Source organism: Pedobacter sp. KBW01 (assembly GCF_003852395.1).
Taxonomy (GTDB): domain Bacteria; phylum Bacteroidota; class Bacteroidia; order Sphingobacteriales; family Sphingobacteriaceae; genus Pedobacter.
Genome location: NZ_QAJQ01000010.1, coordinates 419,581 through 434,044 on the forward strand (window position 1 = coordinate 419,581; position 14,464 = coordinate 434,044).

The following is a 14,464-nucleotide window of genomic DNA, read 5'->3' on the forward strand; positions in this document are numbered from 1 at the left end:
GATTATGATTAAACTGATAAATAATATAAACAATTAAGTAGTAAATTTAGTTAATATAAAGTTGCAGGTAAGGGAGGCCAATTGTTTAATTACCACCAAATAAATAAATAATGAGACTATATATTGAACGTAAGCCTGTTAAGGTTTATCCTGATACAAAAAGAGTTATTGCCCGTTTTTTTTTTAACGGAGAGGAACGTGCATTAGAAGTAATTAAAAAAGTATTGCTGTTTTCTGATGAAAAAGTATTTTCTCTGGTATCGCCAATACTGCAGGAATATTCTAAACGGCATAGAAACATAACCAAAGTTTTAACGCGACATTGTAAAAAACTAAAAAAGCAGTTTACCACACTCGGTACCTCGTTTGAGCATATTGACGAATATACACGCTTGCTGATTGGCGCTTACTTTACACACGAATATTCTATTGAATCGGCTGCTTTTTTTAATCCAAGCATAGTCGAAGATCCCGATCAAACCGATTTGGTTGAGGGAGAGAAAAGGGTAATCATCAGTTTTAGGGCTGTGGGCGAGGGGCATATATCTTCCATTGTTTTCCGCCGGGCTTTAATCGATAAAAATAATAATATTCAGGTTTTGCCTGTAGGCAATTATGTAGATGAGGCTGAAGTGGTAAAGAATGCCATTTATGCTAAAAAACTGTTTTTAAAAAAGGCTGCTTATGCACAGATCGATCCGTCTGTTTTGGAAGAAATTGAGGCTAAACTGGATGATAGATTTGAATATACCAGTTTAAGCAATCTCATCAAAGATTCTAAAAGCCTCAATAAAGAAAACCCTGCACGCTTAATCGAATATGATAAGATACTTTGGCTTTCAGATACTTACCATACCATCAGTTTTTCTAAAGATACCGATATTTCTGATCGTGTTATTTTTCCGATCTCGGAATTTGAACGCAAAGGCATTGAAGATGCCCGCTTTGTAAAATTTGTAAGAGACGATGGCAAGGTTTTATACTATGCCACTTATACTGCATTTGATGGTTCGCTGATTATACCCAAACTGGTGCAAACGGAGGATTTTTATGAATTCAAAGTTATTCCATTGTATGGTGATGGTGCGCAGAATAAGAACCTGGGATTGTTTCCACGAAAAATTAACGGAAAATTTGTGATGATGAGCCGCATTGATGGCTGGAATAATTACCTCATGTTTTCGGATAAGATTAACGTTTGGGAAAATCCGATTTTGTTAAAACAACCTCGTTATGACTGGGAGCTGGTTCAAATCGGTAATTGCGGCTCGCCAATTGAAACAGAAAAGGGTTGGATTGTAGTTACACACGGAGTGGGGCCTATGCGGCGGTATTGTATTGGTGCAAGTCTGCTCGATCTGGAAGATCCGAGGAAAGAAATCGGTCATTTAAAAGAGCCTTTAATTATACCTAATGGCGATGAGCGGGAAGGTTACGTACCCAATGTAGTCTATTCTTGTGGTTCCATTATCAGCAATGGCGAATTAATCATTCCTTACGGATTATCGGATTATAGTTCTTCGTTTGCTACTGTAAATTTAGAATTATTGCTGAACCGCTTACTTGAGAATAATTAGGTTTCTGGTAAGCCAATCCGTCCTGCTTCGAAACTTAAAAGAATTCGTTATTGCGAAGCAGGGCTATGTGAGCTGAAGTAATCTGTGTAGAACACTCGCAAATTAATTAGTACAATTAGACTAACTACACTTATCTGCTTCAACTAAAGGCGATAATAAAGTCTCATATTCGGCTTCTGCGGCTTTAAGTATAGCCAAATGTGAAATGAAATAAGCTAAAGTACTTTCTGCACCCTGATTTCTGTTTACGCTGTTAAACTGCAGGCCATCCGCACAACCGTTGGTTTCAAAATCATATAACGGAATGTGTAGGCTGTTTTTACCCAGAAACCATTCGTAGCTGGTGTGCATTAAACTTAGATATTGATCGTTTTTAGTGATTTCGAAAGTTTTGGCATACAGCAACACCATAGCCATAGTTTCAATAGCCTGTTGATCGTAAACCGGATTTTTACCATGTTTTTTAAGCCATCCGGCATTTCCCACCGGGTTTAAGTATCCATTCTGAAAAGAAAATGTATTTAAAAATGCAATACTTTCCATTGCAGTTTTGTACGATGCTGCATGGCCGGTAACTTCATAGTGGTGCAACAATGCCAGGGGTAAAATGGCATTATCGTAAGTTAAAATATCCTCAAACCAGTGCCAGTCGCCATCTTTGTTTTGCTGGTAGGCAGTTATTAGTGCGTTGGCTAATTGGTTAATTTCATTGACTATCAGTTCATCGCCGGGATGTGCACATAGGTAGTAAGAAAGGCCAATTATGGTGTTGGCTTTTCCACGGATATATTTCAAATCTCTAAAATGTGGAACAGCATGCCAGAAAAGTTCTCTTCCAAATTCGCGGTAAGAATTGTTTGGGGCACTACATATTAAGTGACCTAGCGCCCAAATGGTGCGGCCGAAAGAATCTTCAGAGCCTACTTCATCGAGGTATTTTCTGTTAAAGCTTAAAAAGTTTCTGAAATTTCCATTTTCGGTTTGCATGTATTGGATAAAACTGAGGTAAACCGGCATAAATTTTAATGCATTAGGGTTCTTGTCATACTCGCAAGCCATTAGCGACATAATTAAGGCTCTTGCGTTATCATCAATGCAATAACCTTCTTTTAGGTTGGGTATTCCAAAACGTGCATGCTGAATAATTCCGGTATCATCTGTCAATAATGCAATATGGCTCAGGTTAAGTGCGGGCATCCGTTCTACATCAATAATTGGAGGAATCGCTCTTTCGGGTTTCTTTTCCTCATTTAATGCTTCTCGTAAAGTTTTAAGATATACATTACCAATAGCAGGCCACCGCAAATTTAAGCCATAAGCATAAGCATTTTGTTTAAGTTGCTGGTAGGTATCATTATCGCTTAGCAATTCATTTACAATAGAGGACAGATGTGCGTCATCTTTAAAATCAAATAATCTGCCCCGGTTGTCGGCCAATAGCTCCTGAGCATGCCAATATGGGGTAGAAACTACGGCTGCACCGGCACCAACGGCGTAAGATAGGGTGCCACTGGTAATTTGTGCTTCATTTAAGTAAGGAGTAATGTAGATGCTACAGGCTGTTAAATACTGATGTAACTCATTTTCTGATACAAATTTGTTTACAAAAGTAATATTGTTTTCTACGCCTAAATTTTTTGCCAATGCTTTTAAACTGTTGCGGTACTCTTCGCCATTATGTTTTACTACACCAGGATGCGTATTCCCTAAAATAACATATAAAACCTCCGGGTGCTGTTCTACAATTTTAGGCAAGGCTTTAATTACAGTTTCCAGGCCTTTATTGCGGCTAATTAAACCAAAAGTAAACAATACTTTACGGTCTCTAAACAGGCTGTTTTCCGCAATTTCATTATTTGTAGCTGGCTCTAAATCGGGTACACCATGTTCTATTAAGCGGATGGCTGCCTTAGGAATCTGGTAAATGCTGGTTAAAAACATCACCGCTTTTTTGCTCATCACCACAATTTTGGCCGATTTACGCGCAAGCTCCTTGAGGATAGTAAGCTGCATAAAATTAGGTTCCTTTAAAACCGTATGCAAAATGATGATAAAAGGTTTATTTAATCTGTTTACCAGAGATAATAAAAACACACCACTGTTACCACCATATATTCCAAATTCGTGCTCTATAATGCAGGTATCAACTTCACTATTATTTATAAAATCGGCTGCCTCAATATAATCGTGCTGGTTTTGCTGCCTGATTACAAATTTAACTTCCTTTCCGTAAACATGTTCACCGATATTATCTGATTCGTTAAGTGCAACAATAAAGCTTTTTACCGGATCATAATCACCATTTAAACTTAAAGCAGTAACTAAGTTGTGGTTAAATGTTGCCAAACCGCACTCGCGCGGCAGGGATGTAGAAATATAAGCGATTTTCATAGGTAGGTCAGCTAAATTCGTATTTAAACAACATTGCTAAGTCTAAATAGTTTGCGGTTTTGGTAAATGCAACTCAATAAACCCAAAACAAGCTGAAGTATAAAGGTAATAATGGAGCGGTTTATCACTTCGCTCCATTATTTAAGGTTTATTTAAAAGCGGCTTTCAGTTGCTCTGCTGCGTAAGCCTGTGCTGCTTTAGCTTCCGGAACAACAATGGCCATCCCGAAGAATTCGTGCGTTACACCATCGTAATTTTTACTCGACACCTTAACACCGGCGGCTTTAAGCTTATCGGCCAACATTACTCCATCATCGTGTAGCGGGTCTATTTCGGCGGTAATAATGGTTGTTGGCGGCAAGCCTTTCAAGTTGGCATTTACCAGCGAAATTTTAGGATCCTCGGCTTCAATCATGGTGTTTAAATATTTTTCTGTAAACCAACCCATCATGGCTTTATTCAAAGGTTTGGCCTTTTCGTATGTTTTGTATGATGTAGTATTCATATTGGCTTGTGCAATGGGATAAACCAAAAGCTGATGTACCGGAATCATAATCTGTTTATCGCGCGCCATAACCGAAACATTGGCTGCCAAATTTCCTCCCGCACTTTCGCCTGCTACTGCAATTTTGCCAGGATCGGCCTTTAAATCGAATGCATTTTTAACCGCCCACTCGTAGGCAGCAAAAGCATCGTTATGGGCTGTTGGAAATTTATTTTCAGGCGCCAAACGGTAAGCTACCGAAATTACAACCGCGCCAACCTGTTCTGCCAAAGCCTGAGCCGAAGCATTATACACATCGAGGTTTGCAATTACAAAACCACCTCCATGGTAATAAACGATAAGTGGGTAAGGGCCATTACCTGTTTTTGGAGTGTAAATACGCAGATGTATCTTACCCCCACTAACAGCTATATCTTTACCGGTAGTATCTACTTTTGGTGTAGGCAGGCTAATGCGGTTTTGTTCAACCAGATCCATAACAGCATCAGTAGGTGTGTGGTTTTTGTGGGCATCGGTAGCGCTTAATGTTTCAAGGGGTTTATCGCCATAACTGGCTAATTTTTCGATAACCGTTTGCATTTCAGGTTTAATGGTTTTACCCCATTCGGGTGGTGGACCAACAGGTTTTAAACTGGTAACAGCAGTAGAATCGGTTAAGGTAGTATCGTTCGTGCTACTCGTTTTGGTATTGCTGCTACATGCCCAAAGCAACATTATACCCGCAAGTAAAAATGCTGTGTTTTTTAAATGTTTGATTTTCATGAGTTTAATTTTATTTCTGTTGCTTCTATAACAGTGTGAATCAGTTAAGAGTTTTTACCGCCTTACAACTTGGTAGAATCTGATCAAAATCCAAACATCTTTATCTTTTATGGTGTTCTAACTATAAAAAAAATATGTTAGCAGAAATAACGGGCTTACCCGATCAGGTTTTTGGGGTAAGGGCCACAGGCGAAGTAACCAGCGAAGATATTAAACATGTTCTGCAGCCAGGCCTTAAAAGAACAGCCGATAAGTTTAATGAAATCAGGTATTTACTTGTTTTAGATACCGATGTTAAAAATTTTACCGCAGGCGCCTGGGTACAGGATGCCATGGCAGGACTACAAAATTTTACCAAATGGAAAAAAATAGCTGTTGTAACTGCCGAAAAAGGGGTGGAGTGGTTTACCGATATTTTTACTGTAGCCACTCCCGGTTCTTCTAAAGGTTTTAAGCCCGATGAACTTGAAGCGGCCAAAGCCTGGTTACTCAATAATGATTAATAAATACTACCTATGAAAAATTCAAAAACGCCGGCTGAAAGTAGCAAGGCTACAGCGCTGAAAAATGCAAAAGCAAAAGGAGCCGATGAAAAAGTAACATCGGCCAAGGATGCCAAAAAAGTAGAGGTAACCAAAGATGCTCCGGTAAAACATAAGAAACCGTAATTTTTTTGAACCAGTTTTATGACATTAGACACCGCTAACCTAAACAGCTTTTATAACAAAGCTTACGATTGGATTATAACCAAAGGCCCCTCAGTAATATTAGGTATTGTTTTACTCATTTTAGGATTATGGCTTATTAAGCTGCTTGGCAAATGGTTGCAAAATGGAATGCACGGTAAAGATGTAAACCCATCGTTGCGTCCTTTTCTTACCAGTTTAATATTGATTACACTGCGCATTTTACTGGTACTAACCATAATGCAGGTTATTGGTGTTCAGCTCACATTTTTAACCGTACTGATAGGAGGTATTGGCGTTGCAGCTGGTTTGGCTTTATCCGGAACCTTACAAAATTTTGCAAGCGGAGTACTTATTTTATTGCTTAAGCCGTTTGTGGTAGGCGATAATATCATTGCACAGGGGCAGGAGGGAACGGTTACATCTATCCAGATATTCTATACCATTGTTAAAACTTTCGATAACCGCACGGTAGTTATTCCGAATGGAAAATTATCAAACGAAGTTATTATCAACATTAGCAGAGAAGGCAGCAGACGGGTAGATATTGAGATGAAATTTAGTTACGGGATAGATTATGATCTGTTAGTCGGGATTTTTAATAAAACGGTAGATGAATTTAAGGCTTGCTTAAAAACACCCGAGCGGAGAATAGGGGTATCGGTTTTAGAAGAAAGTGGTTATAAAGTAATTTTCAATATTTGGGTAAAGGCACATGGTTTTACCGATACAAAATTATCTTTTCAGCGGGAATTGATGAAAAACCTAAAACTGGACGGAATAAAATTACCAGGAATGCCTGATTAACTTACTCTTTTTTTGAGTAAGGCGTAGATCTTATCCATCAAATCGTCAATGTTAAAAGGTTTGGCCATGAAATCATCTGCTTCAATACCATCGAGGATATAGTTAGTTGCATTATAACGTGCCGAAATCATTAAAACCGGGATGTGTTGTGTTGTATCGGTACCCTTAATTTCCTTCAAAAGTACCCTTCCATCGGTGTCTGGCAGCATAATATCCATAATAATCACATCTGGATTAAAATCGTGGACATGGCTGATGAAGTCTGCGCCCTTATTTAAACCGGCCACATTAAAAGCCTCGCTTTCTAAAATTAGGGTAATAACATCAAGGATTGCATGATTATCTTCGATAACCAAAATGTTTTTTTTTGCCAAAACGGGGATGTTTTTTATTAGTTGGAACAAATATAGAATAAAAAACTATCCTTGAAACCGAATTTGTCGAATTCGTACAGCATGCTAAAAAATAAACTAATATTTGTTAATTCGTAAATTCAAATGCGTTTGTCTTATCTATAATATATGAATAAATTTTCTGTCGACTTAACCAATTGTGATAAAGAACCCATTCACATTCCTGGTAAAATTCAGTCGCACGGTTTTCTGATAGCCGTTGATAAAAAGGATCTTACCATAAGTTACATCAGCGAAAATGCAGGAGATTTTTTTAGTGAGCAGGCTAAAAACCTGTTAAATAAACCTCTTGCTGTGGTTAATACATTTATTAAACAACAAGATCCAGAGTTTAATATAGAAGATCTGCTTAAGCTGGGTATTATCCGCGATAATTTCGACGCCATTAGTCCGCACCCTGTTGAGCTGGACGGTGATCCCTTTTACCTGATCATTTCTTCATCCCAAAAAAACTGGTTGTTGGAGTTTGAACCGGTAACCCTGCAATACGATATACAAAGTTCAATTGGCCGTTCGGCATCATCCATGCTTCAGGGCAAGAGCGTTTCTGCTTTGCTAAGCGGTGCTGCACTCGAGGTTAAAAAACTGATCAATTACGACAGGATCATGATTTACAAGTTTTTAGACGATGGTCATGGTGAGGTAGTTGCAGAAGAAAAAGAACCTGATTTAGAGCCTTTTTTTGGCTTGCATTATCCTGCTTCCGATATACCAAAACAGGCTCGGGAGCTTTACAAACTGAACCTTACCCGTTTAATTGCCGATGTAAATAAGCTCGATGCACCCATTTTAACCTTTAAAGAAAATGAGCCGCTCGATTTAACCAACGGAGGATTAAGAGCCGTTTCGCCTATACATATCCAGTATTTAAAAAATATGGGCGTTCAATCGAGTTTTAGCATTTCACTTATTTCGCATGGCGAGCTATGGGGATTAATTGCATGTCACAATTACAGTCCGAAATTTATTGATTATAAGGCAAGGGAAGGTTCTAAACTGATTGGACAAATTCTCTCATCGGCCTTAGAATACCGCCAGGAAGAGGAAGAAGCAGAAGTAGTAGAGCAGTTTAAAGATACGGCTAACGTGCTTTCAGAGTATTTAACACGCGATAAGTATTTAATTGAAGCCATAACAGGGCATAGAAGAACGATTTTAGATGCTACAACGGCATCAGGCGTGGCCATTATTTTCGAAAATGAACTCAAAACCATTGGAGAAGTGCCGCTTGAGGTGGATATTCGGGAACTGGCCGAGTGGTTAAAGAAAACCACCGATGAGTCTATTTATTACACCCACCGCTTATCGGAAATACATTCGCCAGCAAAAAAATATAAAGAGATCGCATCGGGAATGCTTTCCTGTACCCTAAATAAAGAATTGGGCGAAATGATTATCTGGTTTAAGCCCGAACAGATCACCACTGTTAACTGGGCGGGTAATCCCGAGAAACCAGTAAGTCCTGATAGAAATGGTTTATTAAATCTGTCGCCCAGAAAATCTTTCGAAACCTGGTCGCAAGTGGTAAACAATACTTCCGAAAATTGGCGCGCCGAAGAAATTTCTTCTGTTCTACGCATTCGCGAGATCATTATTACCGATATCAATAAAAAAGCCAACGAGATTAGGCTGCTTAACGAGAAATTACAGGCTGCATACGAAGAGCTGGATACCTTTAGTTATACCATCTCGCACGATCTAAGAACACCTTTAACTTCGATTAAGACATATACCGAACTGTTGCTTAAAAACAAAAGTATCGACGATAATGGCAAAAAGATGCTCGACCGTATTTTGCATGGCGCCAATAAGATGAATTTCCTGATTAAGGAGATACTAAATTTAGCCAGAGTTGGCCGTTCGGATATAAATTTTGAAACAGTTGACATGCCTTTGTTGTTAAAGGAAATAGAAGCCGAAGTTTGGAATGCTTTTAAAGCAGATAAGACTGAATTGGTTTTTGGCCAGTTACCTAATTTAAAGGGTGATAGAACGATGATTGCTCAGGTGTTTACCAATTTGGTTGGGAACGCAGTAAAATACTCATCAACGGTCGATAAGCCCAGAATTGAGATCTCGGGTTATGTTGATGGCGAAGAAACGGTTTATGCCATTAAAGACAATGGTATTGGGATTGATAACAGATATTACGACAGGGTTTTTGAGCTTTTTAAGCGCATGGATAATGTTAAGGATATTGAAGGAACAGGGGTAGGATTAGCTATTGTAAAAAGAGTGGTAGAGCGGCATAACGGAAGAGTTTGGTTTGATAGTAAACTCAACGCAGGTTCTACCTTTTATGTGGCATTTAAAAACAGATAAAATGAAAACACCAGATATATTTTACGTAGAAGACGATATAGATTATGCATTCTTTATGCAGAGTGCAGTGCAGGAAGTTAAAGATACTTTAAACCTCACCATTGTGGAAGATGGGAGCGAGGCGCTGTTGAAGCTGCGAAATTTTGCTGAGAGTAAAATCAAACCCAAATTAATTTTACTTGATTTAAACCTGCCCGGTTTATCAGGACTCGATTTGTTGAAGTTTATCAGGGATATTCCTTATCTGAAATCAATTCCGGTAATTTTGTTTTCTACATCCGACAATCCAGAAGACGTAAAGGCTTCGATGGAGTTTGGAGCCAATGCCTATCTAACGAAACCTAATGGCTACGATAACCTGGTGAAATGTGTACACTCTGTGCACGATTTTTGGTTTAATCAACATCTCAGGTTAAATTAGCAACAATTATATTAAAAGATCCGGTTGTAAAGCCGGATCTTTTCTTCTTTTATTAATACTTAAATTTAAATACCCCTTATGATTGCCAGTTTATTGAGAAGCGAAACGGCCGCGAACCACACAGCGCTCGAATCTTTAATGTTCGTAAATGAAATAATGAATAACACTTTAAGTGTAGAACAATATAGAAAATTACTAACTGTTAATTACATCATCCACCAAAAGCTCGAAAACGAATTGAGCAATATGCTCGATGCAGATATTGCCGCTGAACTGGATATGAACAGCAGGTTAAAACTCGCTGCCTTAGAGAAAGATCTTAATTACTGGCAAATTGATAATTTAACGCTACCCGGTCTGGATTTCGAACTCTTTGTTCCGAAGAAAAATACAGGCGAAGTTTTGGGAGCTTTATATGTGTTTGAAGGGGCTACACTGGGTGGAAACGTAATTAAGCGCCATATTTTAGCCAATAAGCACTTTGAGGGGCACGAAGAAGGCTTAAATTACTACGGCGTTTATGGCGACGAATTGAGTGTAAAATGGAAAACCTTTGTTTCTGTGCTTAATGAAAGGGTTGTAGAGGCCGATTACGAAGCCTGTATAAATAGTGCCAATCTTACCTTTAATAACCTCATAAACCTGGCGAAACAACTCAACTAAGTTGCTGAATTTTAATCCTGAAAATCGAAAAAATACGTCTATAATAGTGCCAGGGCATTTTTTTGATTTGTGAAAATGTGCAAAACTTATTTTAAATTAATATTTGCTTTCTGTTGTATATTCAAGGTAAATATGTATTATTGAAAAAAATAAATTTTTTAAACCTTAAAAACATCAATTAGCGATGGAAAAATTCTCAAAAGTTAAAGCTGCTGTTGCTGCGATTGAAGCAGATGTAGAAAAATTTTATAATGCTGGCAATGCAGCTGCTGGTACTCGTGTGCGTAAAGCAATGCAAGATCTTAAAGTTTTAGCACAAGAAATCCGTGCAGAAGTAACTGACAAGAAAAACTCTGGCAAATAATATTTCGCGAGTAAGAAACAAAAAGGGTTCTGGTACGCCAGAGCCCTTTTTGCGTTTAAGCACCTTACGAAGGCTGGTGCGATTGATTGCATTAATGTGCAGAGATAAGAAATGCTATTTAGCTCGTCTTCCTGAACTAGTTTCAGGGGGGAGTATTAGGCGGTTGCTGTGTTTAAATTCCCGGATATCCAGACACAGGTGTTTCATCATGCCTTCTTTATTAGAGAGATGCTGAAACAAGTTCAGCAAGACGCTTATATTTCGATTTTTCGATAGTAGGTTGCCTCCCTATAAAAAGATAAAGCTCCCCATCGCGGAGAGCATCTATCCAACTAACAAAACATATTTTTTTTGATTGAGGTTATTGGCTACGAACCTTTTTTAACCAATTTATACTCGATTACCGGTTTACCGCGGGTACCGCCATCTCCTGAGATATAGCTAACAAATTTTAATTTATATACATTTCCTGATCCGTCTTTAATCACGTAAAAGAAATCTGAGCTAACACCTCCACCTACACCTTGTTGATTAGGTGAGGTTCTCCATTTTGAGCCAATCACATCTCTTGCTGATGAAAAACTTACACTTGCAATGTCTGCTTCTGAAAAAGCAGCATAGCTTTTAACAGTGGTAGCAACAGATGCTGCAGTTACACCCGCCAAATTATTAATGAAAACCATATCCGAAAATGCATATGGGAAAGTAGCAGTCCAGTACATACTATAGCCCCAAACAATATCCCAGTTTGCTTTTGCAGGTTCAACAGAAACAACAGTTCCTTTTACTAAAGAAGTAAATTGAAAATTAGCATCAACGTTTTTGGTAACATCTAATGTTTTAAAAGTCGTTTCAGTTACTTTTGCATATTGTAAAGTATAACCTGTTGTACCTTTCCTAATTATCCTGATTTTATAAAGTTCATCGTTAGGTAAAACAGTTGCTGCACCACCTTTTCTATTGATGATATAAACTTTGTTTTCGGTATCAGTTGCAGAAATTGCTGCAATGGCGATTTTGTTTAAAATATTTGCCTCTCTGCCGTCGTCAACTATAGTGAAGCTACCTTGACCTTGACCAACTTTTAATGCATTTGGGTCAAAATCAGCGGCGGTTACTGCGTTTAAGTCTGTTTTATTAATAACCAGGGCAGAAGCACCATTAGTAGAGTTTAAGATAACTTTAAAATCAGCTCCTGAATAAAAACCCAAATCCCAGCTATCTCTTTCAACTGAAGTTTGTTTATCGGCACTAAAATCTACATAAACGCTGTTTCCAGCAGCACTTCCGGCCTCGGCACCTATTAATCCGTTAAGGGTTAAAGTGCTCCCGTCTGATGGTGGCGCAACAAATACAGGTTCATCAGCATCCTTTTTGCAAGCCGTAAAGCTTATCGCTAAAAAGGCGATTGCGATCATTGAGTTTAATTTATTCATGTTATTTTAATTATGTTGTTTTAATTTTAAAGTTTATTCCAGTTGTAAGTAAGGCCCAGTACATACGATCTGCCATAGCTATATGGAACATCACCACCAGTGCTATGTGCACCACCGCTTGCTGTTGATGTATTAGAAAGCTGTGTAACATTAAACAGGTTTTTAACACCCACATTAAGGGTTAATGATTTAAACAGGTTTTTGTTAAACATTAAATCAGCTGTATGAAAAGCAGCAATTTTAACCAGTTTTATGGTCTGCTCATTGTTTGTTGTAACCGATTGGTAGCTGGGTAAACTGCCAGTATATTTATAGAAAAGACTAATCCCGGCATTTATTTTAGTGAAGGAGTAGGTAATATTCGAGTTTACTTCAGTAGCCCATGTAAACTCTGGTGTTTCAATGGTTTTGTTTTCGCTTAATTCATTATATCGTCCTATGTAAGATATGCCCAGTGTGGCTTGCAGATTTTTGTAAATCAAGGTATTATCTAAAGTGCCGCCAGTGGTTTTGTATTTTGATACGTTAAATAGCGATGTAACTGAGTTGTCGGTAGGTGAGGCCGCAAACATAATCCTGTTTTTAAACAGGTTATAAAAACCCGATAAGGTAGAACGGAACTGTATAGCTCCACGGTGTATACCCGACCATGCCAGAGAGCCGTTAAAACTGTTTGATTGCTCAGCCTTTAAATCGGGATTGCCTAAAATAGTATGGCTGGCATCTATAAAATCGTAAAACAACTCTCTTAAGGCCGGAGAGCGAAAGCCACGTGCGTAAGCAAGACGTAAATCGAGATCTTTGGCTATAATGAATTTGGTATTTAATGACGGAATTACAGGTGGCGCATCGTACACCGAATTTTTAATAAACCTTAATCCGGGCCTAATGTTAATTTTAGGTGAAAGCTTAATTTCTGCAGAAACAAATGCCGAATAATCGTTAATCACCGGCGATCCGCTAATTCTTTGTCCGCTGGCAGCATCGCGGTTGTATTCAATTCCTGGTTGAAATGAGACAGATGGATTATGTACATAGATAGCTGTAGCTCTAAAAATGCCATTGTTAAATTTGGCGGTATCCTGTTCGCCCTTATCCGAACTTAATCTTTCGCTGTTACTGGTGAAATTACGGATAACGGTGTGGGTTGATCTCTGCAAATCGGTATAACCGGCAATTGCAGTTAATTGTAGTTTATTGTTTATCCTCCATTCAGATTGTAACTGTTGATTATAACGTTTGGTGGTGTAAGTGGCAAGCTTCCCCTCAAAAGTGGTAGAATTTATTCCAAACCTACTGTCGATATCTTCTTTAACGCCATCCAAACGGTACCAGATATTAAAGTTCTGGTTGCGGTAACCAATTTTGGCATTTCCAAGCCATTGTGCTTTGGGTTTCCATTGGTTTTGGTATAAACTAAATTCTTGTATAAAAGCATCTTTTGGTGCTAAATTCCATCCACCAAACTCGTTATGCGAGGCACCGGCCAGTACACTCCAGCCATTTTTCTGCCAGCTTACACTTAAATTTTGATTGTGTTGCCCTGCACCATTGAGCAGGTTATATTCATTTCCTGCAGTTTCTTCCTGTATGCGCGCATTAACACTTAACAAGGCCTTGCCGGGGTTTTTGGTGATGATATTAATTACACCTGCAAGGGCATCTGTACCATACACTACCGACATGGGGCCTTCTACAATTTCTATCCTTTCTACAGTATTAATGTCGATCTGGTTTAAGCTCTCTCGTGCATCCGAGCGATCAACAAGGGGCACACCATCCAGTAATATTTTAACATTTCTGCCAGTCATGCCCATTAAAGAAACATCGGTTGTACCCAAAGTTAAATCGTTGCTGAAACGAAAGCCCAATTCGGTATTTAAAACCTGTTGTACGCTATTTGCTGCACGAAGCTTAATCCGCTCTGCGCTAATGGTTCTGATGTTGTAAACTGAGTTACGTAACGATTGTGGGCCGAACTGACCGGTAATGACAACTTCTTTTAAATCATTTGCCTTAGCGGTATCAACTTTAATTTCTTGAGCCACAGTAACAAATCCACAAAGCGATAAGGCAATTGATAAATATATTCTCATTTATTTAGACTAATTATAAAT

13 protein-coding genes are annotated in these 14,464 nt (G+C 38.5%); 8 read left to right on the plus strand and 5 right to left on the minus strand.

Translation table 11 applies throughout. The annotated features are described in order from the left end of the window. The first annotated feature begins 110 nt into the window (after positions 1-110). Positions 111-1,577, plus strand: coding sequence for a glycoside hydrolase family 130 protein (locus tag DBR40_RS12350; RefSeq protein WP_124560039.1), 1,467 nt, complete (start codon positions 111-113; stop codon positions 1,575-1,577). A 120-nt stretch (positions 1,578-1,697) separates the two neighbouring features. Here the strand turns inward: DBR40_RS12350 and DBR40_RS12355 are convergent, their stop codons facing one another. Then, entirely contained in the window at positions 1,698-3,968 is a 2,271-nt protein-coding gene (locus tag DBR40_RS12355) for a glycosyltransferase family 4 protein (protein WP_124560040.1), read from the minus strand. 148 nt (positions 3,969-4,116) lie between these two features. Further along, positions 4,117-5,235 (minus strand): alpha/beta hydrolase, encoded by a 1,119-nt coding sequence (locus DBR40_RS12360; RefSeq protein ID WP_124560041.1) that lies wholly within the window; start codon positions 5,233-5,235, stop codon positions 4,117-4,119. 134 nt (positions 5,236-5,369) lie between these two features. Between DBR40_RS12360 and DBR40_RS12365 the strand changes: the two genes are divergently transcribed. From DBR40_RS12365 to DBR40_RS12370, 3 genes are read left to right on the plus strand one after another with little or no spacing between them, the layout of a single operon-like run. Beyond that, positions 5,370-5,738 carry an STAS/SEC14 domain-containing protein gene (locus tag DBR40_RS12365; protein WP_124560042.1) on the plus strand — a complete coding sequence of 123 codons (369 nt, stop codon included), beginning with the start codon at positions 5,370-5,372 and terminating at the stop codon, positions 5,736-5,738. Positions 5,739-5,750: 12 nt separating this feature from the next. Then, the gene (locus DBR40_RS26705; protein WP_158674039.1) at positions 5,751-5,903 is read left to right on the plus strand and encodes a hypothetical protein; all 153 of its coding nucleotides are present in this window, start codon (positions 5,751-5,753) and stop codon (positions 5,901-5,903) included. Between the two features lie 18 nt (positions 5,904-5,921). Further along, the gene (locus DBR40_RS12370; RefSeq protein ID WP_124560043.1) at positions 5,922-6,728 is read left to right on the plus strand and encodes a mechanosensitive ion channel family protein; all 807 of its coding nucleotides are present in this window, start codon (positions 5,922-5,924) and stop codon (positions 6,726-6,728) included. On the opposite strand, the gene DBR40_RS12375 is transcribed toward DBR40_RS12370, so the two are convergent. Continuing rightward, positions 6,725-7,102, minus strand: a complete 378-nt coding sequence (locus DBR40_RS12375) for a response regulator transcription factor (RefSeq protein ID WP_124560044.1) — start codon at positions 7,100-7,102, stop codon at positions 6,725-6,727. The genes DBR40_RS12370 and DBR40_RS12375 overlap by 4 nt on opposite strands. A 147-nt stretch (positions 7,103-7,249) precedes the next feature. Between DBR40_RS12375 and DBR40_RS12380 the strand changes: the two genes are divergently transcribed. From DBR40_RS12380 to DBR40_RS12395, 4 genes are all read left to right on the plus strand, one after another. Beyond that, on the plus strand, positions 7,250-9,463 hold the full coding sequence (locus DBR40_RS12380) for an ATP-binding protein (RefSeq protein WP_124560045.1): 2,214 nt from the start codon (positions 7,250-7,252) through the stop codon (positions 9,461-9,463). Position 9,464: 1 nt separating this feature from the next. Beyond that, complete coding sequence (locus DBR40_RS12385; protein ID WP_124560046.1) at positions 9,465-9,884, plus strand: response regulator; 420 nt, start codon at positions 9,465-9,467, stop codon at positions 9,882-9,884. A 78-nt stretch (positions 9,885-9,962) separates the two neighbouring features. Beyond that, a complete protein-coding gene (locus tag DBR40_RS12390; RefSeq protein ID WP_124560047.1) occupies positions 9,963-10,547 on the plus strand; it encodes a biliverdin-producing heme oxygenase in 585 nt (194 codons plus the stop codon). 184 nt (positions 10,548-10,731) lie between these two features. Then, on the plus strand, positions 10,732-10,911 hold the full coding sequence (locus tag DBR40_RS12395) for a hypothetical protein (RefSeq protein ID WP_010602585.1): 180 nt from the start codon (positions 10,732-10,734) through the stop codon (positions 10,909-10,911). 368 nt (positions 10,912-11,279) lie between these two features. Here DBR40_RS12395 and DBR40_RS12400 read toward each other — a convergent pair whose 3' ends face one another. Both DBR40_RS12400 and DBR40_RS12405 read right to left on the minus strand, forming a co-directional pair. Continuing rightward, positions 11,280-12,347, minus strand: a complete 1,068-nt coding sequence (locus tag DBR40_RS12400; RefSeq protein WP_124560048.1) for an HmuY family protein — start codon at positions 12,345-12,347, stop codon at positions 11,280-11,282. 26 nt (positions 12,348-12,373) lie between these two features. Further along, a complete protein-coding gene (locus DBR40_RS12405) occupies positions 12,374-14,443 on the minus strand; it encodes a TonB-dependent receptor plug domain-containing protein (protein WP_124560049.1) in 2,070 nt (689 codons plus the stop codon). Positions 14,444-14,464 lie beyond the last annotated feature (21 nt).

Excerpts from the sequence above, each read along its gene's own strand:
- DBR40_RS12350 (WP_124560039.1), top strand. The coding sequence starts at position 111 with ATGAGACTATATATTGAACGTAAGCCTGTTAAGGTTTATCCTGATACA.
- DBR40_RS12355 (WP_124560040.1), bottom strand. The coding sequence starts at position 3,968 with ATGAAAATCGCTTATATTTCTACATCCCTGCCGCGCGAGTGCGGTTTG.
- DBR40_RS12360 (WP_124560041.1), bottom strand. The coding sequence starts at position 5,235 with ATGAAAATCAAACATTTAAAAAACACAGCATTTTTACTTGCGGGTATA.
- DBR40_RS12365 (WP_124560042.1), top strand. The coding sequence starts at position 5,370 with ATGTTAGCAGAAATAACGGGCTTACCCGATCAGGTTTTTGGGGTAAGG.
- DBR40_RS26705 (WP_158674039.1), top strand. The coding sequence starts at position 5,751 with ATGAAAAATTCAAAAACGCCGGCTGAAAGTAGCAAGGCTACAGCGCTG.
- DBR40_RS12370 (WP_124560043.1), top strand. The coding sequence starts at position 5,922 with ATGACATTAGACACCGCTAACCTAAACAGCTTTTATAACAAAGCTTAC.
- DBR40_RS12380 (WP_124560045.1), top strand. The coding sequence starts at position 7,250 with ATGAATAAATTTTCTGTCGACTTAACCAATTGTGATAAAGAACCCATT.
- DBR40_RS12385 (WP_124560046.1), top strand. The coding sequence starts at position 9,465 with ATGAAAACACCAGATATATTTTACGTAGAAGACGATATAGATTATGCA.
- DBR40_RS12390 (WP_124560047.1), top strand. The coding sequence starts at position 9,963 with ATGATTGCCAGTTTATTGAGAAGCGAAACGGCCGCGAACCACACAGCG.
- DBR40_RS12395 (WP_010602585.1), top strand. The coding sequence starts at position 10,732 with ATGGAAAAATTCTCAAAAGTTAAAGCTGCTGTTGCTGCGATTGAAGCA.
- DBR40_RS12400 (WP_124560048.1), bottom strand. The coding sequence starts at position 12,347 with ATGAATAAATTAAACTCAATGATCGCAATCGCCTTTTTAGCGATAAGC.
- DBR40_RS12405 (WP_124560049.1), bottom strand. The coding sequence starts at position 14,443 with ATGAGAATATATTTATCAATTGCCTTATCGCTTTGTGGATTTGTTACT.